The following is a 24412-nucleotide window of genomic DNA, read 5'->3' as shown; positions in this document are numbered from 1 at the left end:
CCTTATGGGACCGGTGTTCGACCGTTGGCATGAGGTCACGTTTGGCCGCACTATAGGAGCGGAGTTTGTCGGTGATGATCCGCTTGGGTGGCATGCCCTGCTTCTTCAGCAGCCTGAGCAGCAATCGTCTTGCAGCCCTGGTGTCGCGCCGGCTTTGAACGATTTCATCGAGAACGCAGCCGTCTTGATCGACGGCACGCCAAAGCCAGTGCTTTCGGCCGGCGATGGAGACCACAACCTCATCGAGGTGCCAGACGTCCTGGCGCGAAGGCCGCCTGCGACGGAGTTGCTTTGCGTAAGCCGACCGGAATTTCCGGCCCCATCGCCGGATCGTTTCATACGAGACGATGATCCCGCGCTCCAGCAGCAGCTCCTCCACCAGCCGCAGGCTCAAAGGAAATCTGAAATACAGCCAGACCGCATGAGCGATGATCTGTTGCGGGAAACGGTGACGCTTGTAGCTGATGGACGAACTCTTCATCCCACCAGTTCTATGCACTACCCACTGACATCTGGTTTATGTGACATCGCCGCCCGCCATGCTCGGTCGCGGACGAGCCCCTCTTCTGTTAAGGAGTGGGCACACTTAAGTATGCGCGGCGGCTTTGAAACCCGCGCGGAGCGAGATCGTTAGGCATTGCTCGCCAGGCGTTAGCCAATGGTAAGCAGCAGCAGCGCGAGAGGAGTTTCTCGCAAGCTACGGATAAGCGGAATGAACAACGAAAATCGCATCAAGCTGTTGAAAGATTACCGGCAGCTCGCTCAGTCAAAGATCGACCAGATTTCGGATAATCAGGATCTGCGTGAACGCTACCTCCAACGGATCGCCGAACTTGATGCTGAAATACGGGCTCTGCAGTTCTGAGTATCAGGCCCATTGGACATCAGAGGGCAGGCAATATCGGCTCATGCAGAGTTGGAGATTGCTCAACACTATCCCCGGCGCTGTTCCTGCCCAGCATGTTCAGTGCCTTCGGCACCTTCCTAACGCGGCAATTCTTCATGCAGCTGCCGGTCGAGCTCGAGAAGGCGGCGCGGCTTGACGGGGCCCTGGCAGATCTATTGCAAGATCACGCCGCTGGCCGCGTCGGGCATGCTGAGTCGCGATCTGGTCTGGAACGACCTGATGTCGCCGCTGGTGGTCAATACCGACCCGGAGAAGATGCCGCCCTCAGCCGGCTTCGCCAATCTCAAAGGCGAATATCTCACCGACTATCCGGTGGCTGATGGCCATCGCGCCTCTGATCGTCGCATTCCTCATCTTTCATGACGCAGTCGATCCGGGGCATTGCCACCACGGACAGCAAAGGCTGAAGGATTGGCGGGCTTACCTGCCCGCCAAGCCGGCCAGGAAATGGACAAGCTCGGCATGCGACGACCCGCCTTCCATCGGCCCTTTGCGGGTCACCGCAAGGGCGCCAGCCGCGCAGGCGAGGCGGAGGTTTTCAGCCGGCGCAAGCCCGCGCAGCCATCCGGCGACGAAGGTTGCGCCAAAGATATCGCCTGCGCCGGTGGGGTCGAGTTCCCCCACTGGAAAAGCCGGCTGGATGATGTCGGTGCCGGCGTCCACATATCGGGCGCCCTGCGCCCCTTCCTTGTGAACGATCGCACTGACGCCGCGGTCCAGCAGATCGCGGATGGCGGTTGCGCAGTCCGGCCGATCGGAGAACAAGTGAAGCTCCGCGCCGCTCGGCAAGAACAAGTCGGTCGCTGCAATGACGCGGTCCATGGCGGCACGTAGGCCGGGGGCATCCAGCATCTCCTTGCGGATGTTCGGATCGAACGACACCGTCCCGCCCTTTCGCTTCATCTCGTCCATCGCCTCCAGAACCGCCGCGGCGACAGGCCCGGCGCCGAGCGAAGAGCCGACGACATGAAGGTGGCCGGCCGCCGCGATCGCCGCGGTCGCCGCCGCATCGATGCGGATATGCCGGTTGGCACTGTCGCGAATGTTGAAGACGAAGTCCCGGGCGCCATCCTTTCGATAGCGGACGAAGGCGCTGCCGGTCGTTGCGCCAGGATGGACGGCCACGGCGGAGATATCGACGCCGTCTCGGCGCAGGCGCTCGATCGTCATCCAGCCGAAGTCGTCATCCCCGATTGCGCCAACGATCGCGGCTGGAGCGCCAAGTCGCGCCACCTGATCGATGAAGATTGCCGGCGCACCGGACGGGAACGGTCCGATGAGTTCGATGGGTTCGCGAAAGCCTTCACCGGCCCGAACAGCCATGATCTCCACAAGTATCTCGCCGACGGTAATAATGGATTGCACCAGGATTCTCCTTCGAAAATAAAGCTTGGTTCGCCCTCCTGGCATGTGAGGTCACGGTGGCTGTCGCACCTGGCGGCGTCAAAATCAATCACCGTTTGATTGACTTCTGATTACTCGCCGTTCATGTGGGTGCACGGGAGTGCACTTTCAGACCCAGTGACGGAGATCATGTCGCAGACCGAAGGACTTAAGGTAGACAGGTTGGATGCCATCCGTGGATATCTCTATGCCCATGGTTTTTCAACCGTACAGGCGTTGGCCGACGCAGTCGGCGCTTCGCTTGCTACAATTCGGCGCGATCTCCAATACCTGGAGCGCAAAGGTGCAATCGACCGCGTGCATGGCGGAGCTCGCATCGCCGAGGGTTCGTCGGTGGAAGTCGCCTTCCAGGAGAGGGCCAAGCGCAACCTCGCTGCCAAGCGGGCGATCGCCCGCACCGCTTACGAGCTGGTGGTCCCACATACCACGATTTTCCTCGATGCAGGTACCACGGTGCTGCAGCTCGCGCGGCTGATCCGCCTCAACCCGCTGCCGCTTCGGATCTTCACCAACGGCCTCAGCGTCGCACAGGAGCTTCTGAACGTTCCCAATCTCAGCGTCTCTGTTTTGGGCGGGCAGTTGCGCAGTGAAAACGTCTCACTGGTCGGGCCCGAAGCCGAGGCCATGCTTGAGAGCTTATGGTTTGATCAGCTTTTCCTTGGGGTGAGCGCCATCGCAACTGACGGAGCGCTTTACAGCGTCGATAGCGCCGAAGCCAACCTCAACCGTCGCATGCTGACGCGCTCGGCCGCCTCTTATCTCCTTGCTGATTCCAGCAAGTTTGGCACGACCGCAACCTACAAGGTGGCGCCGCTCAGTTCCGCCCGCGTGATCGCCGACTGGCGGCTCGACTCCGATTGGCGAGCCCGCCTGGCCGAGATGGGCGTCGAAGTCACCCTGGCGGAAGCTGGCCTGTCCGACGAGTGAAGGCAGGACCAACCGTCTAGCTCTTTTGTCGTGCAACGGCCGGAATGAAGGTCTCTATCTCCGGGCACGGGAACCTGATCGTCTCGCCTCGTTCGGCGGAAAGATAGAGGCCCATCAGCATTTCGATGACCGCCAGACCGTCGTGGAACGTCTCGAGCGGAACGGTTCCTTTGCGGAAACACTCGACCATGTGACGGTTCTCATCGGTATAGCCGTAGATACCGGCCTCGTCCTCGAGAACGGGCATCAGACCCTGTTCGGCATTCTGCTTTTCGACAAGATCTTCGCCTTCCGCGCCGCGTACCTCTCGCGACATGAAGATTTTCAATCCGGTGTTCAGGGAATTGAACTCAAGAGCATATTCGGGACCGAGAAGTTCAAGTTGGATACGCAGTCCTGCACCGACATAGGCCCATGACGTCGTCGCTTCGATGATGAGTTCGTTGCCTTCCTCGTCCTCCAGCAGGATTGTGCCGCGTGCAAAATCCTCGGAGGGGCGGCTCCGGTAGTCGACGGCCGCGCCGAACCGGATCTTGAGCTGATCGGCGTAGGAGGGCCGGTTCCACTTCAGAGTCGCGATCGTGCCGTTGACGGACTTGATCCTAAGGGAGCTGCGCGGCTTATCGGGTGCGGTCAGCATGTGACGGGCGACCTCGACGCTGTGGCACATCATGTCCGACAGGACACCGCCGCCCTGCTGGTCGCCTTGCCAGAACCATGGCTCGTGTGGACCGGAATGTTCTTCTGTCGCGCGAGCGAGATAGGGCCTACCCGTTGTCGAGGCGGCGCGGCGCCAGATAATCTCCTTGCCACGCAATATCGGCGTGCAAAAGACCTGGTTTTCGAGATAGCCATGGTTCAGCCGGGCAGCCTCGGCAAGCTCAAGCATCCTGCGGGCTTCCGCGACCGTGCGCGCCAACGGCTTCTCGCAGGCGACCGCGAAGATCCCGCTTCGCCCGCCGGTGACCTCATCATGCAGAACCTGCATGATGTCAAGCCGCGTGTAGTTCGGCGACAAGATCCAGACCGCGTCGATGTCTTCGGCTCTAAAAAGAGCTTCAAGGCTTTCATAAGCCTTGCAATCGCCGACGCCGAGCTCGGCGACCCGGCCAGCGAATCGATCGCGTTTTTCCGCGGTGCGGCTGAAGACGCCCCTGACTTCGCAATTGCGGACGCCGATCAGCGACTTCAGGTGAAATTCGGCGATGAAGCCGCTTCCGACAAATCCGATGCGTAATGTTTCCTTCGGAAAGTTCACCATGTCGCCCTCCAATAATTACATTTTCACGATCAATTCTCGCGGGGGTCCAATGCGTCGTTGAGCCCGTCGCCGAGGAGATTGAAACCCATGACCAGTGCGATGATGGCAAGGCCCGGCCAGACCGCCATCCAGGACGCTTGCGTCAGGAACTGTCGTGCGACATCCAACATCGTTCCCCAGGAAGGATCCGGCGGTCGTTGGCCGAGGCCGAGGAATGCCAGGCTTGCCTCCGCCAGAACGGCAGTCGCCATGGTGATGGTCGCCTGCACCACGATCGGCGCCATTACGTTTGGCACCACATAGACCGCGATAATCTTGGTGTTTGATACGCCGAGCAGCCGGGCGGCGGCGATGTAATCCTCGTTCTTGACGGACAGGACCTGTCCCCGCGAGAGACGCACAAAGATCGGCATTGCCGAGATGCCGATGGCTATCATGGCGTTCTCAAGGCTCGCACCCAGGAAGGCTGCAAAAGCGATGGCCAGCACGAGGAACGGGCAGGCGAGAAGCGCATCCGTGCAGCGCGAGATCACGACGTCGATCCACCCGCCGAAATAGCCGGCAACGAGCCCGAGCGGCACACCGATGGCAATTGCGATCACCACCGATACGATGCCGACGAGCAGTGAGGCGCGGGCTCCGAAGATTACGCGGGAAAGGATATCGCGCCCGAGATCGTCGGTACCGAACCAGTGAAGCGCAGACGGCGCCTGACGGACGGCCAGCCAATTGGATGTGTTCGGACCATAAGGCGCGATCACAGGCGCCAAAATCGCGACGAGCACGAAAAACAAGACGATCGAGCCACCGATAATGGTGCCGGGATGGCTCAAGCACCGCAGTAACATCGATTTGCGGATGCCGGAGGCGGCGGGAACTGCGAGCGTGGTTTCGGTCGAGCTCATCCGCGTAACCTCGGGCTCAAAATAACGTAGGCAATATCGGCAAGGAGGTTCATGAAGAGAAACATCGCGGCCGAGCAGAGAACGACGGCCTGAACCACCGCATAGTCACGGCTGAAGACACCGTCGACGACCATCTTGCCGAAGCCGGGTATGCCGAAAACCTGTTCCGTCAGCACAGCGCCGGACAGCAGTTCGCCAAGGTGTAGCGTGCTCATGGTCACGACCGGAATGAGGCCGTTTTTGAGCACATGACGGATGACGACGATGCGCTCTCGCAGGCCCTTTGCCCGGGCGGTTCTGACGTAATCCTGCTTCAGGACGAGGAGCACGGAGCTTCTCGTGTGGCGCATGACGATCGCGGCGGCCGCTGTTCCCAATACCATGCTCGGCATCAGCGTATAGCGCAGATTTTCCCAGGGGGATTCGAAGAAGGGGACGTAGCCTCCCGATGGCAGCCAGCCGAGCCGCACCGCAAAGAACAAAATTAGCATGATGCCAAGCCAGAAGCTCGGGACCGAGAGCCCGGCGAGGCCGAGGATGCTAACACCATAGTCGACAGCAGTGCCGCGCTTCAGCGCTGCAAAAACACCGGCCGGAATACCGATGACAAGCGCGATGAACATTGCCATCAAGGAAAGCTGGATCGTCACCGGCAGCTTCTCGACGATCATCTGACCGATAGGCAGGCGCGTGCGTATCGACAGGCCAAAATCGCCGTGTGCAATACCGCCGAGCCATTTGGCGTATTGAATGTATATGGGCTGGTCGAGACTGTATTTCTGACGCAGAAACTCGATCACCGCAGGATCACGCTCTTCGCCTGCAAGGGCGACGGCGGGGTCGCCCGGAAGCAGTTTGAGCAACCCGAAGACCAGAACCGAGACCAGAAGCAGCGTCGGTATCGCGATCGCAAGGCGCCGCAGAACGTAGAGAACCATGGTATCCTCTTGCTGTCGGCCAGCATAGACACGCTGGCCGACATGATAAAGTCGCTTACTTACTTGGTCGGCTTTACGCCGGTCAGGCGCAGAATGCCGTCAGGATAGATCGTGATGCCTGCGACATCCGCCCGAGCAGCATAGAACCAGTTCGGGTGATAGAGAGGGATGGTCGGCAGATCTGACAAGTAGATATCAGCCGCCTGTTCATAAAGCGCCTTGCGCTTCGCCTCGTCGGTTTCCTTGCGCGCAGCAAGGAGCGTCTCGTCCATCTTCGGGTTCTTGTAATGATTGACGTTCTGGCTGCCGTCGGAACCGAAGAAAGAGTAGAGGGTCGGATCCGGATCGGCGCGGCCGCTCCAGTTACCGATATAGGCCTGGAAGTTGCCGGCGAGATAGCGTTCGATCGCAGTCGTCGTTTCGAGCGGCAGCAGTTCTACCTGGAACCCTGCCTCGCTCGCGAGCGACTGAACGATCTGGGCAACGCGGCCGTCCGTCAGGGAATTCTCATAGGTGATCTGGAGCTTGGGCGCTTCGCCGCCAACTTCGGCGATCAAAGCCTTCGCCTTGTCGATATCGCGCGCCGGGATCGCATGCGACTTGCTGTAGAAGGCGCTGGAAGGCGGGATCATCTGATTGTCGGGAATGAACTCTCCGTTGAACGCGACCTGGTTGATGACGTTTCGGTCGAGCGAGAGTTCAAGGGCCTTGCGTAGGCGCGCCTCCTTGCCGAGCGGCGTCTGGCCCTTCTCGTCGGCGCCGACGCTGATCATGAGATGCGAGACGGCAAGACCAGGGGCGGTGTGCAGGGCGAGTTTGCTGTCGGCGCGGACGGAGGCAAGGTCGGTCGGCGCGATGCGCTCGGCGGCTTCGAGGTCGCCGGCCTGCAGGCGCGAGAGCCGGACAGTCGAATCCGGGATGATGAAATATTGCAGCTGATCATAGCCGATCTGGCTGGCGTTCCAGTATCCCGGATATTTTTCGAAGGTGATCGAATCGCGCGCCTTGCGTTCCTTGAACTGGTAGGGGCCGGCGCATACGGGATGGGTGCTGAACTCACCTTCCTTTTTGGCAGCCGTCGGCGAAACCATCATGCCGGCGCGGTCGGTCAGAACCGCAAGCAGCGGGGCGAAGGGCTGGGTCAGCTTGAGCTTCACATGCGTCGCGTCGATGACATCCACGGAATCGACAGGCGCAAGCTCGGCCTTGCGCTTGGAATCCTTCATCGTCTTCATTCGTTCGATGTTGAACTTCACGGCCTCGGCGTCGAACGGTGTGCCATCCTGGAAGGTGACGCCGTTGCGCAGCGTGAAGGTCATCTCCGTGCCGGCATCGTTCAGCTTCCACTCCGTTGCCAGTTGCGGAACGATGTCGAGCTTTTCATTAATGTCGACGAGCTTGTCGCACAGGGCCGCAAACACGATGCGGCCGGTATAGGTTCCGCCGATTGCGGGATCCAGCGAGTCCGGATCGTCCTGGAGCGCGACGCGCAAGGTAGCCGCATTCGCGACGCCGAACGACGTCGCCAGCGCTGCGGCGGCGGCCAGCAGCTTCAATGAAATTCCCATCTGATCTCTCCTCAAGCCGCAGGTTTGCCTCCTCAAGGTCCCCGCAGTCTGCCCAGTTCTCATACAAAAGTCATTGATGCACGGAAAGAACCTATTGTAAAGCCGCCTGACGAATGGTCTAAAAACATTCAGATAAAATCACGTTGACGCCTATATCTGTGGTCAAGATTGCTTGACTTGTGAACGTTTGTGAACCACGCTTTCCTAAACCTGACTAATCGCAATTGAAAATGACTGATATCTCCTCCTCCGCGCAGCTCATGCGGCAGATTACATCCCGGGCCGTGTTGCGTGCGGTCTTCGAACAGTCGCCGATATCGCGCGCTGAGTTGGCACGCCTTACCGGGCTCTCGAAGCAGAGCATGTCGGAGATCGTTCGCGATTTAGAAGAGGAGGGCTGGATCAGGGTCACCGGCCGCACCCAGGGGTTGGTCGGCCGAAGCGCCGTCACCTTTGAGATCGAGCCGACCAAGGCCTTCGTCTTCGGCGCCGACATCGGCGGGACGAAGATCCACGCCGCGATCGCCGATCTCAACGGCACCGTCATGGAGGAGGTCATCGAGCTGACCGATCGGCGCGGCGGCGAGCATATCGTCGATCAGGTGGTGCGTATCAGTTCGATGCTCGCCGAACGGATCGGCATCGCCGGCGATCGGATCAAGTCGGGAGGTATCGGCATTCCTGGTGCCGTCCATCCGCGCACCCGCCGGCTGACGATGGTGCCCAACATATCGGGCCTGGTCGAGCTCGACTTCGAAAGATTGCTAAAGGAGAGGCTCGGCTATGCCGTCTTCCTCGACAACGACGTGAACGTCGCGGCTCGCGGCGAACAATGGAAAGGCAAGGGGCGGGACATCGACAATTTCGTGTTCGTGGCGCTTGGCACCGGCATCGGCATGGGGATTATCACCGAGGGACGGCTGCTTCGCGGTTCGCGCGGGGGGGCGGGGGAGATATCGACCCTGCCGATCGGGGCGGATCCCTTCGATTCGCGCACCTTTGCTGCGGGCGCGCTCGAATCGGCGACCGGCAGCACGGCGATCCGCGAACGGTATGAAGGCCTCGGCGGCGTCCACGGCCTGTCCGTCAAGGAGCTCTTCGAACGGCAAAGCGATCCGCTTGTGGCGCTCGTCATCGACGAGGTCGCGCGTGTTGTGGCTGTTGCTCTTACCGCCGTCTGCGCCGTCGTCGATCCGCAGACCATCATTTTCGGCGGTAGCGTCGGTGCTCGGCAGGAACTGGTCGATCGCGTGAAATTTTACCTTGCCCGCTGCAATCCGTCTCCGCCATCGTGTACCGTTAGCACACTGGGAAGCCAGGCCGGGCTTCTCGGCGCGGTCGGTATCGCGCTCGACCGGTTCCGCGAAGCACTGTTTGAAATTCCGGCAAGAGGGGACCAGCAGGCAGTGCCGCTGGAAAAGCTCGCATGAAGCCGGTAGCGCAAGTTTTCTCGATTTGCTTAAGCTGGGAGTGCCATGAAACAGCGTGACTTCTTCAAGCCGGGTCGTTCGGTTGCGGTTTCCGACAAGGGCATGGCCGCCACATCCCATCCGCAGGCAACGCTCGCAGCCGTCGATATTCTGCGCGCGGGCGGCAATGCGGTGGATGCGGCGGTGGCGGCTGTCGCGCTGCAATCCGTGATCGATCCGCATATGACCGGCATCGGCGGCGATTGCTTTGCGCTTTATTCGCCAGCGGGGGGCGGGTCCATCGCGCTGAACGGCTCGGGCCGGGCGCCGATGAAGGCGAACCTGGATTTCTTCCTGGAAAGGGGGTTCACGTCGATCCCGGACGATAGCGTCCATGCGGTTACCGTGCCGGGCGCTGCGGATGCCTGGTGTACCCTGACCTCCCGCTACGGCTCAATCGGCCTTGACCGCGTCCTGGCACCGGCGATTGCCGCTGCCGAGAACGGCTATTGCATCACGCCGCGGGTCGAGCTCGATTGGGTCCGATATGGAATCAGGCTTGCAAAATACCCCGCCTCGGCCGCTTACTTCCTCCCTAACGGACGGGCGCCGAAGACTGGTGAGAACATGATCAATCCAGCGCTCGCCGCCACGTTGCGGAAGGTTGCGAAGGATGGGAGCGACGCCTTCTATCGCGGCGAGGTCGCCGCGGAGATCGTAGAAATGCTGCAGACGCTCGGCGGCCTTCACGAGGAAAGCGACTTTGCCGATTATCGCTGCTTCGAGACTGCGCCGATTTCAACGCAGTATCGCGGCCGCGACCTGCTCGAATGCCCGCCGAACGGGCAGGGACTCGCCGCGCTGCTGATCGCACGTATCCTTGACGGGTTCGATCTGCGGGATCCCAAGCTTACCGAAGCGGACCGCATTCATCTTCTCGCCGAGGCGACGAAGGCTGCCTATGCCAAGCGCAATGAGCTCATCGCCGATCCCGCATTCATCACCTTCGATGTCGACGAACTCCTGAGTGACGGCTCGATCGGCCGGATGCGCAGCCGCATATCGCTTGAACGCGCTCTGCCGGCGACTGCCTGGGACGGTCCCGAACACAGGGATACGGTATTCGTCACCGTCGTCGACCGTGACGGCAATGCGATCTCGCTGATCAACTCCATCTTCTTCGCCTTCGGCAGCGGCATCTATGCGCCGCGCTCCGGCGTGCTGCTGCAAAATCGCGGCGCTGGGTTCGTCCTAAAGGAGGGGCATCCCAATGCCATCGGCCCGGGCAAACTGCCGTTCCACACGATCATTCCGGCAATTCTCGGCGAGGGCGGCAAGACGCGCATGACGTTCGGCGTCATGGGCGGCCAGTACCAGGCGACGGGGCATGTCCATCTGCTGAGCCAAGTCCTCGACAGGGATTTCGATCCGCAGCAGGCAAGCGACCAGCCGCGCAGTTTCTGCTTCGATGGCAAGCTCAGCCTCGAGCCGACCATATCGGAAGTGGTCCGGGCCGATCTTGAGCGCCGCGGGCACGTGACGCAATGGGCGGACGAACCGCTCGGCGGCTGCCAGGCCATCTATATCGACCACGAGCGCGGCGTCCTGCTCGGTGCGTCCGACCATCGTAAGGACGGCATGGCCCTTGGCTATTGAGGGACCTTTGATGACAGCTCCCGGTATCATCTCCGTTGACGACCTTACGCTTGCGCTTCCTGTGGGAGCCGACCGAAAATATGCGCTCCAGGGCCTGAGCTTCGAGCTGCAACCCAAGGAAATCCTCTGCATCGTCGGCGAGAGCGGATCCGGCAAGTCACTGTGCGCCCAGACCATCATGGGGCTCCTGCCGGAGGTGATCCGCATCGAGCGGGGGAAGATCGATTTCGACGGCAGGGAGCTGATCGGTGCGCCGCCTTCAAGCCTCCGGGATCTGCGCGGCAAGCGCGTGGCGATGATCTTTCAGGAACCGATGACCGCGCTCAATCCGTCGATGAGGATCGGCGAGCAGATTGCCGAGGTCTTCGAGGCGCACGACCTGCTGACGCCCGAGGAGCGGAAGTCGAGGGCCGTCGCGCTTGCGAAGGAAGTGGGCCTGCCGAACCCGGAACAGATCGTCCGCTCCTTTCCGCACCAGCTTTCCGGTGGCCAGCGCCAGCGAGCGATGATCGCTATGGCGCTGGCGCTCGAGCCGGCGCTGCTTATCGCCGACGAGCCGACGACGGCGCTTGACGTGACGACGCAAGCTCAGATCCTGCGGCTGATCCGTGATATCCAGCAGCGTCGCGGCATGTCGGTGATCTTCATTACCCATGATTTCGGCGTGGTCGCCGATATTGCTGATCGCGTTCTCGTCCTGCAGAAGGGGCTGGTCGTCGAGCAAGGGGATGCCGCAGCGGTGCTGAAGCATCCCCAGCACGACTACACGAAGGCTCTTCTGGCGGCCGTCCCGTCGTCGGTGCCGCCGGTCCGCGCCCCGCTCGACGCACGTCCGATCGCCTTCAAGGTCGATCACCTTTCCAAGACCTACGTGTCGGGCGGCGGCCTTTTCCAGCCGAAACGGCGCACGCAAGCCGTCAAGGATGTCAGCTTCGCCATTCGTCGCGGCGAAACGCTTGGCCTCATCGGCGAGTCCGGCTCCGGAAAATCCAGCGTCGCTCGCCTGCTGACGAGGCTCATCGAGCCGGACAGCGGCACGGTGATGCTCGGTGACGAGGATTTCACCGGGCTTTCGGGTTCCAAGCTCCGGCATGCGCGCAAACGCATCCAGATGGTCTTTCAGGACCCGTTCGCCTCCCTCAACCCCCGCCGTAAGGTGGGCCTGAGCATTGCCGACGGCCCGTTGGCACATGGCGCGGGTCGTGCCGAAGCGATGGGCGAGGCGGCACGGCTCCTGGAGCTCGTCGGCCTCGATCCGCGCGCCGCTGAGCGCCTCCCGCACGAATTCTCCGGCGGCCAGCGGCAGCGCATCGGCCTTGCGCGAGCGCTTGCCCTGAAACCGGACGTCCTGATCGCCGACGAATCCGTGTCGGCCCTCGACGTCACTATTCAGGCCCAGGTGCTGGAGCTCCTGGAAGAGCTGAAGGGAAAGCTCGATCTTGCAATGCTCTTCATTACCCACGACCTGCATGTCGCAGGGCAGATCTGCGACCGCATCGCCGTAATGCGGCAGGGCGAGATCATCGAGATCAACACGACGGCCAATCTCCTAGGCAATCCGCAGCACGCCTATACGCGGGAACTGCTGTCGGCTATTCCCGGCAGCTCGGCCGCCCTCCATTGACCTGGCCTGGTCTCAGGCGCCCGCAGGGACCCGAGATCGAACCTGAGGGCGACCACTTTCGTGAGATGGCAGCGATGGGCGTGTCGAGGCTCATCGCCGGAACAATACACCCCACGAAGGTCTACAACGTCGGCAGGATGGCGGGGAGGAGCGCCGCGAGGCACTTACCTTTCACAGCCACGGACGGTCGCGGTGCTGCCGAGGCCGATGACGAGCCCGCCTTCGACTCGATGTCGAGCACGTCCGCATTGATCTTCTAGAGAAACCAGCCAATTGCGGTCGATCGGCTGTTGGAATGGCAGCTCTGGGCGGAAACGAGGTTGATTTCTTGCCGCTCCGGTGAGGGCGATCACCGAAGAGCCCGTTTCAGCGCAACAAAGCAGGTGCGGCAACTATCGCCGCACCGAATAAAAGAGCCGACGAAGAGCGATGGCGCAAAGCCAACACTAGCCGATCGACAGTCGCTTTCCGCTCTTGGCATCGAAAAGATGTAGCTTGGTGAGATCCGGCATCATCCCGACCGTGTCGCCAGCCTGCAAGGAAAGCCGCTCGCGTACCGTGGCCACGAGCGGATCCGATCCGAGCTTGGCATTGATCTGGGTCTCGGCCCCAGTCGGTTCCATCACCACCACATCGGCGCTCACACCGTCCTGGCTGACAACCAGATGCTCCGGACGGATGCCATAGATCACCTCCGCGCCGCGCGCCGACGCCGCACTTTCCGGCAGCGGCAGGCGGGCGCCGCCGTCAGCGATGAATTCGACCGGTCCAGAAGTGCTGATTTTTCCCCTGATGACATTCATGCCCGGCGAGCCGATGAACCCGGCGACGAACAGATTGGCCGGACGGTCGTAAAGATCCAGCGGCGAGCCGATCTGCTCGACATAACCGTCGCGCATCACCACGATCCGGTCGGCCATGGTCATGGCCTCGATCTGATCATGCGTGACATAGATCGTGGTCGTTTGCAGTCGCTGGTGCAATTGCTTGATCTCCGAACGCATCTGAACGCGAAGCTTTGCATCGAGGTTAGACAGGGGTTCGTCAAAGAGGAAAACCTGAGGCTGTCGAACGATCGCTCGGCCCATGGCAACACGCTGGCGCTGGCCGCCGGAAAGGTTCCTCGGATATCTATCGAGCAATTGTTCAAGACCGAGGATCTGCGCGGCGTCACGAACGCGGCCTTTGATCTCTTCCTTCGGTGCGTTTGCCAATCGTAGCGAAAAACCCATGTTCGCCTCGACCGTCATATGCGGATAAAGCGCATAGGATTGAAAGACCATGGCAATATCGCGCTCTTTCGGTGCCACGTCATTGACGACCCTGCTGCCGATCAAAACATGGCCGTCGGAGATTTCCTCAAGCCCAGCAATCATGCGCAGCAGGGTCGACTTGCCGCATCCGGAGGGGCCGACGAGAATGACGAACTCCCCGTCGCGGATATCGATGTCGACCCCATGCAAAACTTCGAAATGACCATAGCTCTTGCGGACATTTGCCACGTTTACGGATGCCATAACTGTCTCCTGCTGAGAATCTGGTTTCGAATCTGGGCTCGCTCCGACAGGGCGACCCGCGACGCGCCTCTTACCGGGGCGCCGTCGCGGCGGCGTAGGGGGCGAGGGCCGCATCAACGGCGGCAAGGCAGAGATCGCGTGCCTTCGGCGCGAGGCGTTTTTCCACTACGTCAGGATAGAGGCGGGCGAGATGCTGACTGATCAGCGTTTCCGGAATGGTGTCGGGGAGGCAGGCAAACAGTTCTTCTACCGCCGCTGCCGCACGCGCGTCGGGCCAGTAATAGCGAATGCGATCGCTATAGCTGAAATGTCGCTGCAGCTGCTGTTCCTTTGCCGTACCGCCATAATGACCCGCCCAATGAGCGGGCGCCTCGACCATGATATCTTCCATCGTTGCGGCCAGTCGCCTGGTTCCGGCGTCGTTAGAAAGCGTGCTGGCAATCGCGTCGAGACCATAAAGCGCTTCCCGCAATGCGAAAGTCAGGCCGGGCCCGACCTTCAAAATCGAGAATCCGCCGTCGACAAGCGCCGAAAGCATGTCCGCCGGCTGATAGTCCGTGGAATGGGCTTCGAACAGCAGCCCCTCCATGTCATCGAGTGCGGAAATAAGCTCCTGCGCGCGCTCGGGCTGGTAGAGCGCGACGTTGGAGTTGCCAAATTCGACACCCGGCTGAACGACGATGGCGATGACCCGCTCCAGGGCCGGTCCCACTCCTGCTTCGGAAAAGGCGCGGTGGTGGACCTCAAGTGTTCTGAGAGCCGCATCTCGGCGTGTAACCTCGAGTTCGTCCAGCGCATGCGTCGCGCCGCCGGGCGGCGGCACTTCGGTGCCGATGACATAGACTGGCAGACGGCGGCCGATGCGGCGCGCGGCATTTTCCGCTGCGCTCGCCAGACGCGCTGCCCTTGCGGCAGTCAGTTCGTCGGCAAGCGCTAAAGGCTCGCCGGCGCAGCCCATCGAGGTGTCGAGGTGCAGCTTTTCGAAACCGGCTTCGACATAGGCGGTTACCATCGCCTCCGCGCGTGCCATGGCGTCGTCCGCGCTGAGTTTTCGCCAAGGGTTGGGACCGAGATGGTCGCCACCGAGAATGATGCGGTCGGCGGAAAAGTCGACTCTTGCAGCGATGCGCTCGATGAATGCCCGGAAATCCGCCGGCGTCATGCCGGTGTAGCCGCCTTCCTGATTGACCTGGTTGCAGGTCGCCTCGATCAGTACGACCTCGTCCTGCCGAGCGGCACGTCGCAGCGTCGCTTCGATCACCAGCGGATGGGCAGAGCACACCGATGTAATGCCGCGTGGCAGCGGAAGGTCTCTCTCGCCGAGGAGTTTTGCCAGAGCAATCCGGCGATTGTGATCGACCGTAGCGCTCATACCAGTGTTACGACCTTGGTGAGATGACGGGGAGAGACAGTATCGATGTTTCTTGCCTGTGCTGCGCGTTCACCGAGAATCTGCAGTGCGGGTAGGACGACGAGGCCGGCGAGCGCCAGATCGGCATCGACGCGAAGCTCCAGATCGCCTGGGCCGCCGAAACCGATGACCACAGCGCCCTTGTCGCGCAATTCGCCGACCAGCTTGGCTTCGGCGGCCTTTTGGTCCGAGCTGTAGAGCATGATGGCAGCCGTCTTGTCGTCGACGAGGCTGATCGGCCCATGGCGGTATTCGAGCGGATGAAAGGCCTGTGTCATCAGCTGGCTCATTTCCATCAGCTTGAGCGCACCTTCGAGCGCAATGCCGAAAAGCGGACCGCCGCCCAGAAAGACAAAATGCGAACGGTCTCTGATGATGTCGGGCAGGGCGGCGTCGAGCGTATTTGCAAGCTGACGTGCCGATGCGACAACTGAGGCCGGCACGCTCTGACCGATCAGCTGCAGGCTGAGCAACACCATGAGGCTTGCCGAAACCGTCATTACGATCCCCTCTTCGGGATGGGTGGGCGAGCAGATCAGCTGGTCACAGTTCTGAGCAAGGGCGCTTTCGGGCTCGACCGTCACGGCAGTCACGAAGGCACCGGCCGCGCGGCTTGCCTGTGCCGCCGCAACGGTTTCCGTCGTTTCGCCGCTGCGCGAGAGCGCGACCACATGTGTCTTTTGCCATTCCGGCCAGAAATAGGAGGGTCGGTGGAACCATTCTGCGCCGGGAACGGCAATCGCCTTTCGCGTCAGGCTGTTGGCATAGGCGGCCAAAGATAAAGCAAGGTTGAAGGACGTGCCGCAGCCAACAAAAACGAGCAGATCGTTCGCCTTGCCGCCTGCCTCGTTCGAGCCAATGGCTTTTTCCCAGTATGGGAACTGCTCGAAGATTACCTTTTCGGTCGTGTTCATGATGTCTCCGATTATTTGACCGAACCAGCCAGCAGACCGCTGACGAGATACCGGTTGAGGAAGATGACGACGAGGGCAGGGATGACGATGGCAGTCGATCCACTTGCCGTGATAAGCCCGTAGTCAATGTAATTCTTGGTCACAAATTCAGGGATGAGCACCGTCAGAGGTTTCGTCGCCTGCGGCGAGAAGATAAGAGGCACCAGATACTGACCCCACGCCCCAAGGAAGGTCAAAATGGCGGCGGCCGTCAGGCCCGGCCCGGCAAGTGGTAGCACGATCTTGAAGAGGATGTAGAGGCGACCCGCACCGTCGAGCTGTGCAGCCTCTTCGAGCGCGATGGGTAACTGCTCGAACACGCTGCGCAACAACCACAAGGAAAGTGGCAGATAGGCTGAGACATAGATCAGGGACACGCCGGCATAGGTGTCGACAAGATGCATCTTGATCATGATTTGGTAGAGCGGGATCAAGACGGCATAGGCCGGCACAGCGAGTGTGGCGACGACCGCCACAAAAAGGATCCGTCTCCCCGGAAATTCCAGGCGCGTGAAGGCGTAGGCTCCAAGGGCCGAAATCGCCACGCACAGGAACGTCGCGGCCAAGGACGTTACAATGCTGTTGACCAGGGCCGCTCGAAACTGGACCCAAACCTGCACTCCTCCAATCCGCGCGATATTGATGCCGAAAATACGGGAAAAATGGTCGAACGTGAAATGCTGTGGAAAGAAGTGTATCGGACGGGCTGAAAAATCCGCGGAAGGCGTGACTGAGCTTGCTACGGTCCAGTAGATTGGCCCGAGCGACCAGATCAGCAGCACGGCAAGGCCAGCCCATATCATAAGGCGATGGAGAAGACTAGATTTCATCAATCGAACCGTGTGTTGCGATAGACGCGGAGGACGTAGACCAGCGAGACAAGCAGCGAGACAAGCGTGATGACTACCGAGAGCGCCATCCCGTAGGAGAAGCGAAGGTTCTGGAACGTTTCCAGATAGATTTGCACAAGGACCGGCCGCGTCGCGAGACTGGCTCCGGAGAGAACCCAAGCTTCATCAAACAGGTTGAAAGCGTTGACGGTCGCGTTGGTCATCGCAACGGCGATAGCACTACGCACGAGTGGTAGCGTCACCAGCGTGAACATCTGCGTCCGGGTGGCTCCGTCGATGCGCGCGGCTTCATAAAGATGGGCTGGTATGCTCTGCATGGCGGCGAGGACAATAACGATTGTGAGGGGCATCATGCGCCAGACATGCACCACGGTGACCGCGATGATCGCGCTCGTTCGGTCATTGAACCAGACATGGTTTTCGAATGGCAGGCCGAGCGTCGTCAAAATGCCGTTCAACAGGCCGGCGCCGGGCTGATAGATCCACAGCCAGATGACGGAGTTGACGACGCCAGGTAGCCCCCAGGGCAGGATGACGGCCGCAAGCACCCATTGTCGCCCGACCCTAAGCTGGTTGATGAGGGCAGCAGCAAGCACTCCAAAGAATGTCTCGGCTGCTACGGCAAGGACAACATAGAGGAGCGTGTTGACCCACGTCGTCCCCAGTTGTTCATCTGACAACATTCGCCTGTAGTTTTCCAAGCCAATGAAGGGAGTGCCGGCCTGCATAGGGTTCACCCTATGCAGGCTATCCCAGACGGTTCTCCCGACGGGATAGAAGACAAGTGCAGCCATAGCGATGATGATCGGCAAGACAAGGAGGAGGCCAAGCCCGGAGTCGGCGTTGACGCCGACTCCCCGTTTGCTCCCCACGCTTGGTGAGGCGATCGCTGTCATTGCGCCATCGCCTGTTTTGTCGCGTCGGCAATGCTTTGGACTGCCTGGTCAACACTCATCTCACCTTTTGCAGCGCTGTTGATTGCCGTGTTCACCGCGCTTGAGAACTGCGGATACCACGGCGGGGTACCTTGCGGAAAAAGCGGCTCTACAGTCTTCGATTGCGCCACAAGCGTATCGCCGCTGTGCAGTCCGCCGGCGGCGTTAAGCTCCGACAGAGCAGAGGTACGCGTCGGAAGAAAGCCGTTCACGAAGTTCTTCTTCTGGAACTCCTTGCTAGTGAACCATTTGACGAATGCGATTGCCGCTTCCTTGTTCTGCGAGACCTTCGGGATCGCAAGAGCCTCAGGCAGGCCGAAGGTGCGCGTTTGACCGCTTGCGGTCGCGACGAGAATCGCTTCCGCTTGACCGGCTACCTTTGACTGCTTCGGATCGTTCATTGCGCCCAGCCGGCCAGGCTCACCGGAAATCATGATGCTGGTGATGCCCTGGGTGAACATCCCCTCATTGATCTGGCTGTCTTTGAGGGTCGTGGAAGCCGGGTCGACGAGGCCGTCCTTCATCAACATCAGTTCGAATGCGAGCGCCTTATAGCCGGCTGAATCTGGGGTGAGGAAAAGCGGCTTGAAATCCTTGTCAAACAGCTCGCCGCCGAAGGCCTTGGTCAGCAGATACCAGCTGGTGGAAGCCCCTTCCGTTGCCGAGAGTGGCAGACCGATCGGGTATTTAGAGACGCCCTTCTCCTTGATCTTCTTCGCTGCCGCAACGAGCGCATCGAGCGTCTTCGGCATTTCCGTAACACCGGCATCAGAAAAATGCTTCTTGTTGATGAGCATGACCCGGAAGTCGTTGGTGTAGGGCACGCCCAGTAGCTGACCGTTGACAGTGAAGATCTTGGCCACGCCGATGTCATCGACGGTCTCCTTGTCGATCACGTCATTTAGCGGCATATACCAGTCTGCGGCGCTGAACTGCCCGGTCCATGACCAGTCGAACTCCGTGACATCGGCCGGCGCCGTGCCGGCGATGAGCGCCGTGACCAGCTTCGGGCGGATATCGTCCCAGGAGAGGGTCTGAAGATCGACGTGAATGCCGGTCTCCGCTTCGAAGTCGGCCGCAATCGTGGGGCCTTGCGGCGATGGCATCAGGACGGTGATCGACTGACCGGCAAGCGGCTTGGCGTCGTCTGCCAAGGCAGGCAGAGCAACCGCAATGGCGGCTGAGGCAAGCAAAGGCAATATGAATTTACGCATGTTCCCATCCTTCGTTATCGTTGACACTCATTGTCTTGATCGCGCGATCACGGCTTCGGCCGCGACCGCGATTTGCCCGAACCAGCGCTCGTCGAGAGGCCAGTCGAGAAGTTGGGCGGCGGCCAGAAGCGCGCCGCCAATGGGAGGAAGGACAGGTGAAACCGCCCGCCGGCCGATCCGTCGTTCGACGGCCTCGAGCAGCAGGCGGCTGGAAAACGTGCCGCCCGCATAAGTCCAGTCGGCGCCGGCCTCGCAGTGACCAGCGATCGCGTGGTGGTGCTTGGCAAGCTCGTCGGCCGCTTTCTCGATCAGATCGATCGCCGTTTCGTCACCCTGGCTTGCCGTTCGGTCGACAAGAATCGAGAGCGCTGCAATACTTGCGCGCGGCCTTGTCAGCCCATTGATCCAGCCGCCGAGCGCGTTGATCGGATCAGCGATATCAAGCTGGAGATGGTCATAAATGACCTTTGCCAGCGCAGTCGGCTTGGCGCGTCCATCGAGGCCCTGGCTGATGCGGTGCAATGCTTCGCGGCCGATCCAATAGCTGCTGCCCTCGTCGCCGATCATATCCCCCCACCCGCCCGCACGTGCGGAGGCACCCGCGCCGTTGCGCGCCCAGGACATGGACCCGGTTCCTGACAGGACGAGAATGCCCTCCCGACCGGCAAAGGCGCCGAGATGGGCGGCATCGACGTCGTTGAGGACGATCCTGCGGTTATCCGCAAAAGCGTCGTCGATGCACTGTTTCTGAAGCGCAGAGAGATGCGCGACCTCGCCATAGGCGGGCAGGGCGGCGCCGATGGCAGCCAGTCCCGGCTCATTGCGGAAGGATTGGATATGCCGCTCCAGTTCGTGGCGCCAGTCGGGATTATCCATCGGATTAACGCCGCCGCCGAGCGCGGTACGCAAAATCCGGCCGTCTTTGTCGGCCAATGTGAGGAGCACCTTGCTGCCGCCGCCATCGATGCCGAGGATCAGCTTGCCGCTCATTCTTTTGCTCCGAGCTCGGCATAGGTTGCATCGACACCGAAATTGGTGAGTTCGGCGCGCCATTGCGGTGTTAGGCCCACGTCGGTGATGAGCTTTGCAGCGTCGAGCGGCGCGACCTTGTAGGTCGCCATCGTCCCGAATTTGGAAGAATCGGCGAGAACATAACCGTTGGCAGAGCGGGCGAGCATGCGCCGGTTCAGGCTGGCTTCCGCACTATCGACGCTGTAGATCGCTCCGTCAGAACTGATTGCGCTGGCGCCGAGAAACAGCTGATCGAACCAGATCGTTTCCAGCATCGCCTCCGCCTGCGGGCCGACGAGCGAGGCGTTTTCGCTGCGCAACTCACCGCCGAGAAGCACGACCTGAAGGTTCGCGATATTGAGAAACTCTTGGGCGACGATCAGGCCGTTGGTGAAGATACGCAGCGGCATCGGGTTGATGCGAATGAGCCGGGCAAGCTGAAGCACTGTCGTGCCGGCATCCAGAAAGATGGCGGTGCGTGGAAGGAGAAGCTCGTAAGCCGCATTGGCGATCGCGCGCTTGGCGGAGAGATGGCGCTTTTCACGCTCCTGGAAGGCGAGTTCGACCGAAGAGCCCTCAGCGATGCGGGCGCCGCCATGCACGCGGTCAATAGCGCCATCCTGTTCGAGAATCTGCAGATCGCGCCGCACGGTTGCTAGCGAAGCGCCCACTGCACCAGCCAAATCCTGGATGGTGGAAAAGCCGTTCGCATAAAGATGACTTCTGATCGCGTCGCGCCGGTCACTCTTTACTCCACCGCTCTGGTCCACGCATCGTCCCCTGGTGCAACCCCGCCTATTTGCGTCGAAGGTCCCATGCAATATGATCATTGTCAATCAAAATTCTGATCATTTATGAAACTTCGGCATTGCCATTATCGCTGGAGTGCGAGCAGGAAAGACACGCTGTCCCGCAAACAGCATGCCTCATCCTGGATGTTTTGTGAGGGAAATGGCTACGGCCAGCTTCAGTTATATGTCGGCAGCAGGTCGCCATGTGCCTCGATCAGGTCATCGACTAAACGCCAGATCTCGTCCGGCGACAGTTCGGCCGATGTATGCGGATCGAGCAGGGCTGCCTGATAGATGCGGTCGCGTTTCTTCGTCAGCGCCGCTTCCACGGTCAGTTCCTGGACCGAGATACTGAGTCTCATGATCGCGGCAAGCTGCGAGGGTATCCTTCCGATGCGGATCGGCTGGATACCGTTTCTGTCGACATGGCAGGGCACTTCGACGATACTCTCCGCGGGCAGGTTCTCGATCAGGCCATTATTGGGAACATTGCCGTAGATCAGCGCCGGATTGCCGGTGACGGTTGCGTGAATGATGCCGGCGGCATATTCATTGCTGCGGCAAATCTCGATCGGCTTGTCGCCCTCGAGATCCCGGCGCAGTCCCTGCCACCTCGCGATCTGCCTCTCGCAGCGGCGGATATATTCGTCGAGGGGAATGTTGAGCTCATCGATCAGTTCGGGGCGGCGGTTTTTGATGTACCAGGACGTATATTCGGAGAAATGCTCGCTGGATTCCGTGACGAAATGTCCAAGCCGATTCAGCACATCGAAGCGCACCCGGTCGTCAGACGGCACGCGTCCCTCATCGGCGAGCGCCATCAGCCTCGGATAGAGATCCTCGCGTCTGCCATCGGCATGCAGCTTCTCGTATTTCAGGAAGAAGGCGATGTGGTTGATGCCCGCCGAGATATAGTTGATGTCGGAAATGTTTTCGCCGAGGTATGAGGCGAGATGAGCGGCGGTGTGCTGGACGCTATGGCAAAGGCCGACCGTCCGGATGGAGGGCGCCAGTTCCTTGATGGCCCAGCAATTGATAGCCATTGGATTTACGTACTGCATCAGCAGCGCGTCAGGGCAGACCTCTTCCATATCGCGGCAGATCGCTTCCAGAACAGGGATGGTGCGAAGCCCGCGGAAGATGCCCCCGATGCCAAGAGTATCGGCAATGGTCTGCCTAAGGCCATATTTCTTCGGCACATCGAAATCCGTCACCGTTGCCGGCCTATAGCCGCCGACCTGCATCATCAGGATGACGAAATCCGACCCGCGCAGTGCCTCGCGACGATCGAGAGTAGCCTCGACCTTCACATTTTGCAGATTCAGCGCCTCGCAGATGCGCCGCGCGACGATCTCCGATGTCTTCAGCCGTTCGGGATCGATATCGAACAGGCTGATGACGTAGTCATTGCCTGATGGCTGGGACAACACGTCCCCCAAAATATTCTGAGCAAAAACGGTGCTGCCTGCACCCACGAGGCAGATTTTCGGCATGCGAGCTCCCATCAAATCGAGGTCATGAAGTCATTGCCTCTTCCAAATAAGAATTTCTTCCCGCTTATAGAGTTAGTATTCCTGGATTAGAGCGCGGGGAGGCAATGAAAGACGGTCATCTCGAGGAGACTAGCGAGTGGACGGGATCGCCACGCAGCTTCCTGATCGAACGCCACACGGCCGATGCCATGGGTGCTGCGCATTGGCACGACCATGTCGAGATCAACCTGCTTCTCGACGGGGCCATGACCTACCTCTTCAATGGCCGACAGGAGCAGGTCGAGGCGGGGCGTCTTGTCCTGTTCTGGGCGGCCATTCCGCATCAGACGATATTGGTCACCCCGGACGCACCGCTGATCTGCCTCTACCTTCCGCTCGTCGATTTTCTCACTTTGTCGATCGACAAGAAAGCAAGGCAGGCCATCATGCAGGGCGCCTTTGTCGTCGAGCCGACCTGCCCCGAGACGACAATGCCGACCGTCTCGGCTTGGGTCGAGGAATGGGGTAGGGGCGATCCGGTGCGGCGCCAGCTGATTGCCGACGAGGCCAAGCTCAGGGTGCGTCGGCTTATTCTCGATCACGCTGAAGGCCAGGGCGCGTCCGTTGTAGCCGTTGCGACACCCGTCAGCCCTGCTATCCGTCATTCCGAAGTGCTGACGGACTTGATCAACCGACATTTTTCCGAACCGCTCAGCCTGACGGATCTTGCAAAGCGGGCCAACGTGCATCCGACCACAGCCAACCGGGCGTTTCGTGATGTGCTCGGCATTTCCGTGGCGGAATATCTGACACGCTATCGCCTCGCCAGGGCAATGCAGCGGCTCGCCGAGACCGAGGATTCGATCCTGGAGATTGCCCTCGACTGCGGCTTTGGTTCCAGCAGCCGCTTTTACGACGTGTTTAAACTCCGCACCGGCACGACGCCTCGGCAGTTTCGCTCCTCTTTGTACCTGCCGCCTTTAGCTGCCAGGGTCGATCCGCACGATATCCCATAGTTGATCATAATCTTGAAATCTCATTGCAGACTTTGCCGTTTGAGCTTCCGTCGTTTGATCCAGACGCTCGCTTACCTTTTCATTCGTTCCGGGTCGCCTCGACCATGTTCTGACGGGACGAGGTGCTTTGCCAGCGTATACGCTTCGCGTCAGCCATGCATGCTTCAGTTTCCAGTGGCGCGGCCAACAGATCGCGTTGCACGCGTCGAGCCTCAATGTGAACGCCGTACTTCATTTGACTCAAACGCCGTGTGTGGCCACTCTCGCTTCGATAGCTTCGAATATTTAGATCACTATCCCGATTAGCTTCCCAGACGATCAGGATCGCCAGGAGGTCGCTAACGCTGGTTCCGGACGGACCGGTTTCGAAGGGATCGCCGATGGTGTGGAAGGCAGTGTAGCTGTGACTAGCATCGAACTGGCGACGCCGCGTCTCTAACCAGCTTTGACACCCGTGTTTCCCGTGATTTAGGTGCTTCATTAGCTAGAAAAGTGAGGCGCATTGGTTCGAATCCTTTCACATCAGGATTTTTGTCAACGGTTCATTGATGTGGCATCGAATTTCTCCTTCGTAATCGGATCCATGGTCTGAGCCCATAGCAACTACCGGCTCGTTCTCGAGCCTGTACAATCTCACATCCG

Annotated in this window: 22 protein-coding genes; 7 read left to right on the top strand and 15 right to left on the bottom strand. The window is 60.2% G+C overall.

The features are described from left to right. Positions 1-481, bottom strand: a 481-nt coding sequence (locus HGP14_RS33460; protein ID WP_168834092.1) for an IS6 family transposase, incomplete at its 3' end; no start/stop codon positions are given. 231 nt (positions 482-712) lie between these two features. Between HGP14_RS33460 and HGP14_RS33455 the strand changes: the two genes are divergently transcribed. Both HGP14_RS33455 and HGP14_RS33450 read left to right on the top strand, forming a co-directional pair. After that, positions 713-865 (top strand): hypothetical protein, encoded by a 153-nt coding sequence (locus tag HGP14_RS33455; RefSeq protein ID WP_168834091.1) that lies wholly within the window; start codon positions 713-715, stop codon positions 863-865. 174 nt (positions 866-1039) lie between these two features. Beyond that, positions 1040-1270: a hypothetical protein gene (locus HGP14_RS33450; RefSeq protein ID WP_168834090.1), complete on the top strand. Its 231-nt coding sequence runs from the start codon at positions 1040-1042 to the stop codon at positions 1268-1270. A gap of 57 nt (positions 1271-1327) precedes the next feature. On the opposite strand, the gene HGP14_RS33445 is transcribed toward HGP14_RS33450, so the two are convergent. Then, entirely contained in the window at positions 1328-2272 is a 945-nt protein-coding gene (locus HGP14_RS33445) for a sugar kinase (protein ID WP_168834089.1), read from the bottom strand. Between the two features lie 168 nt (positions 2273-2440). Between HGP14_RS33445 and HGP14_RS33440 the strand changes: the two genes are divergently transcribed. Further along, on the top strand, positions 2441-3238 hold the full coding sequence (locus HGP14_RS33440; protein WP_168834088.1) for a DeoR/GlpR family DNA-binding transcription regulator: 798 nt from the start codon (positions 2441-2443) through the stop codon (positions 3236-3238). 16 nt (positions 3239-3254) lie between these two features. Here the strand turns inward: HGP14_RS33440 and HGP14_RS33435 are convergent, their stop codons facing one another. Genes HGP14_RS33435 through HGP14_RS33420 form a run of 4 tightly spaced genes read right to left on the bottom strand, consistent with a single transcriptional unit; the run spans position 3255 to position 7910 of the window. Next, complete coding sequence (locus HGP14_RS33435) at positions 3255-4499, bottom strand: Gfo/Idh/MocA family protein (protein ID WP_168834087.1); 1245 nt, start codon at positions 4497-4499, stop codon at positions 3255-3257. A 29-nt stretch (positions 4500-4528) separates the two neighbouring features. After that, positions 4529-5404 carry an ABC transporter permease gene (locus tag HGP14_RS33430; RefSeq protein WP_168834086.1) on the bottom strand — a complete coding sequence of 292 codons (876 nt, stop codon included), beginning with the start codon at positions 5402-5404 and terminating at the stop codon, positions 4529-4531. Further along, complete coding sequence (locus HGP14_RS33425) at positions 5401-6342, bottom strand: ABC transporter permease (RefSeq protein WP_168834085.1); 942 nt, start codon at positions 6340-6342, stop codon at positions 5401-5403. The genes HGP14_RS33430 and HGP14_RS33425 overlap by 4 nt, the downstream gene beginning before the upstream one ends. Before the next feature lie 59 nt (positions 6343-6401). Beyond that, positions 6402-7910 (bottom strand): ABC transporter substrate-binding protein, encoded by a 1509-nt coding sequence (locus HGP14_RS33420; protein ID WP_168834084.1) that lies wholly within the window; start codon positions 7908-7910, stop codon positions 6402-6404. 230 nt (positions 7911-8140) lie between these two features. Between HGP14_RS33420 and HGP14_RS33415 the strand changes: the two genes are divergently transcribed. Genes HGP14_RS33415 through HGP14_RS33405 form a run of 3 tightly spaced genes read left to right on the top strand, consistent with a single transcriptional unit; the run spans position 8141 to position 12599 of the window. Continuing rightward, on the top strand, positions 8141-9340 hold the full coding sequence (locus tag HGP14_RS33415; RefSeq protein ID WP_168834083.1) for an ROK family transcriptional regulator: 1200 nt from the start codon (positions 8141-8143) through the stop codon (positions 9338-9340). Between the two features lie 45 nt (positions 9341-9385). After that, a complete protein-coding gene (gene ggt, locus HGP14_RS33410; RefSeq protein ID WP_168834082.1) occupies positions 9386-10975 on the top strand; it encodes a gamma-glutamyltransferase in 1590 nt (529 codons plus the stop codon). 10 nt (positions 10976-10985) lie between these two features. Then, the gene (locus HGP14_RS33405; protein WP_168834081.1) at positions 10986-12599 is read left to right on the top strand and encodes an ABC transporter ATP-binding protein; all 1614 of its coding nucleotides are present in this window, start codon (positions 10986-10988) and stop codon (positions 12597-12599) included. Positions 12600-13045: 446 nt separating this feature from the next. Here the strand turns inward: HGP14_RS33405 and HGP14_RS33400 are convergent, their stop codons facing one another. The 9 genes from HGP14_RS33400 to HGP14_RS33360 all read right to left on the bottom strand — a co-directional run bounded on the left by HGP14_RS33400 (position 13046) and on the right by HGP14_RS33360 (position 22775). Continuing rightward, a complete protein-coding gene (locus tag HGP14_RS33400) occupies positions 13046-14116 on the bottom strand; it encodes an ABC transporter ATP-binding protein (protein WP_168834080.1) in 1071 nt (356 codons plus the stop codon). A 70-nt stretch (positions 14117-14186) separates the two neighbouring features. Continuing rightward, on the bottom strand, positions 14187-15488 hold the full coding sequence (locus HGP14_RS33395) for a D-tagatose-bisphosphate aldolase, class II, non-catalytic subunit (protein WP_168834079.1): 1302 nt from the start codon (positions 15486-15488) through the stop codon (positions 14187-14189). Continuing rightward, the gene (locus tag HGP14_RS33390; protein WP_168834078.1) at positions 15485-16441 is read right to left on the bottom strand and encodes an SIS domain-containing protein; all 957 of its coding nucleotides are present in this window, start codon (positions 16439-16441) and stop codon (positions 15485-15487) included. Before HGP14_RS33390 ends, HGP14_RS33395 begins: the two co-directional genes overlap by 4 nt. Before the next feature lie 11 nt (positions 16442-16452). Continuing rightward, positions 16453-17310 carry a carbohydrate ABC transporter permease gene (locus HGP14_RS33385; RefSeq protein ID WP_168834077.1) on the bottom strand — a complete coding sequence of 286 codons (858 nt, stop codon included), beginning with the start codon at positions 17308-17310 and terminating at the stop codon, positions 16453-16455. Further along, entirely contained in the window at positions 17310-18227 is a 918-nt protein-coding gene (locus HGP14_RS33380; RefSeq protein WP_168834076.1) for a carbohydrate ABC transporter permease, read from the bottom strand. The genes HGP14_RS33385 and HGP14_RS33380 overlap by 1 nt, the downstream gene beginning before the upstream one ends. Then, positions 18224-19480 (bottom strand): sugar ABC transporter substrate-binding protein, encoded by a 1257-nt coding sequence (locus HGP14_RS33375; RefSeq protein WP_168834075.1) that lies wholly within the window; start codon positions 19478-19480, stop codon positions 18224-18226. Before HGP14_RS33375 ends, HGP14_RS33380 begins: the two co-directional genes overlap by 4 nt. Before the next feature lie 27 nt (positions 19481-19507). After that, positions 19508-20470 carry an N-acetylglucosamine kinase gene (locus HGP14_RS33370; protein WP_168834074.1) on the bottom strand — a complete coding sequence of 321 codons (963 nt, stop codon included), beginning with the start codon at positions 20468-20470 and terminating at the stop codon, positions 19508-19510. After that, positions 20467-21261, bottom strand: coding sequence for a DeoR/GlpR family DNA-binding transcription regulator (locus tag HGP14_RS33365; RefSeq protein WP_168834073.1), 795 nt, complete (start codon positions 21259-21261; stop codon positions 20467-20469). Before HGP14_RS33365 ends, HGP14_RS33370 begins: the two co-directional genes overlap by 4 nt. Positions 21262-21458: 197 nt before the next feature. Beyond that, positions 21459-22775 (bottom strand): alpha-glucosidase/alpha-galactosidase, encoded by a 1317-nt coding sequence (locus tag HGP14_RS33360; RefSeq protein WP_168834072.1) that lies wholly within the window; start codon positions 22773-22775, stop codon positions 21459-21461. A 104-nt stretch (positions 22776-22879) separates the two neighbouring features. Here HGP14_RS33360 and HGP14_RS33355 point away from each other — a divergent pair, with 104 nt between their 5' ends. Continuing rightward, positions 22880-23770 (top strand): helix-turn-helix domain-containing protein, encoded by an 891-nt coding sequence (locus HGP14_RS33355; protein WP_168834071.1) that lies wholly within the window; start codon positions 22880-22882, stop codon positions 23768-23770. Positions 23771-24412 lie beyond the last annotated feature (642 nt).

Source organism: Rhizobium sp. P32RR-XVIII (assembly GCF_012641395.1).
Lineage (GTDB): Bacteria > Pseudomonadota > Alphaproteobacteria > Rhizobiales > Rhizobiaceae > Rhizobium.
The sequence above is the reverse complement of the archived record's forward strand: the minus strand, read 5'-3'. Positions and strand labels throughout refer to the sequence as shown.

What these genes read in the sequence shown, in the direction of transcription:
- HGP14_RS33430 (WP_168834086.1), bottom strand. Translation starts at nt 5,404, where the DNA reads ATGAGCTCGACCGAAACCACGCTCGCAGTTCCCGCCGCCTCCGGCATC.
- HGP14_RS33355 (WP_168834071.1), top strand. Translation starts at nt 22,880, where the DNA reads ATGAAAGACGGTCATCTCGAGGAGACTAGCGAGTGGACGGGATCGCCA.
- HGP14_RS33435 (WP_168834087.1), bottom strand. Translation starts at nt 4,499, where the DNA reads ATGGTGAACTTTCCGAAGGAAACATTACGCATCGGATTTGTCGGAAGC.
- HGP14_RS33420 (WP_168834084.1), bottom strand. Translation starts at nt 7,910, where the DNA reads ATGGGAATTTCATTGAAGCTGCTGGCCGCCGCCGCAGCGCTGGCGACG.
- HGP14_RS33455 (WP_168834091.1), top strand. Translation starts at nt 713, where the DNA reads ATGAACAACGAAAATCGCATCAAGCTGTTGAAAGATTACCGGCAGCTC.
- HGP14_RS33375 (WP_168834075.1), bottom strand. Translation starts at nt 19,480, where the DNA reads ATGCGTAAATTCATATTGCCTTTGCTTGCCTCAGCCGCCATTGCGGTT.
- HGP14_RS33370 (WP_168834074.1), bottom strand. Translation starts at nt 20,470, where the DNA reads ATGAGCGGCAAGCTGATCCTCGGCATCGATGGCGGCGGCAGCAAGGTG.
- HGP14_RS33380 (WP_168834076.1), bottom strand. Translation starts at nt 18,227, where the DNA reads ATGACAGCGATCGCCTCACCAAGCGTGGGGAGCAAACGGGGAGTCGGC.
- HGP14_RS33360 (WP_168834072.1), bottom strand. Translation starts at nt 22,775, where the DNA reads ATGCCGAAAATCTGCCTCGTGGGTGCAGGCAGCACCGTTTTTGCTCAG.
- HGP14_RS33390 (WP_168834078.1), bottom strand. Translation starts at nt 16,441, where the DNA reads ATGAACACGACCGAAAAGGTAATCTTCGAGCAGTTCCCATACTGGGAA.
- HGP14_RS33425 (WP_168834085.1), bottom strand. Translation starts at nt 6,342, where the DNA reads ATGGTTCTCTACGTTCTGCGGCGCCTTGCGATCGCGATACCGACGCTG.
- HGP14_RS33385 (WP_168834077.1), bottom strand. Translation starts at nt 17,310, where the DNA reads ATGAAATCTAGTCTTCTCCATCGCCTTATGATATGGGCTGGCCTTGCC.
- HGP14_RS33395 (WP_168834079.1), bottom strand. Translation starts at nt 15,488, where the DNA reads ATGAGCGCTACGGTCGATCACAATCGCCGGATTGCTCTGGCAAAACTC.
- HGP14_RS33415 (WP_168834083.1), top strand. Translation starts at nt 8,141, where the DNA reads ATGACTGATATCTCCTCCTCCGCGCAGCTCATGCGGCAGATTACATCC.
- HGP14_RS33400 (WP_168834080.1), bottom strand. Translation starts at nt 14,116, where the DNA reads ATGGCATCCGTAAACGTGGCAAATGTCCGCAAGAGCTATGGTCATTTC.
- ggt (WP_168834082.1), top strand. Translation starts at nt 9,386, where the DNA reads ATGAAACAGCGTGACTTCTTCAAGCCGGGTCGTTCGGTTGCGGTTTCC.
- HGP14_RS33440 (WP_168834088.1), top strand. Translation starts at nt 2,441, where the DNA reads ATGTCGCAGACCGAAGGACTTAAGGTAGACAGGTTGGATGCCATCCGT.
- HGP14_RS33405 (WP_168834081.1), top strand. Translation starts at nt 10,986, where the DNA reads ATGACAGCTCCCGGTATCATCTCCGTTGACGACCTTACGCTTGCGCTT.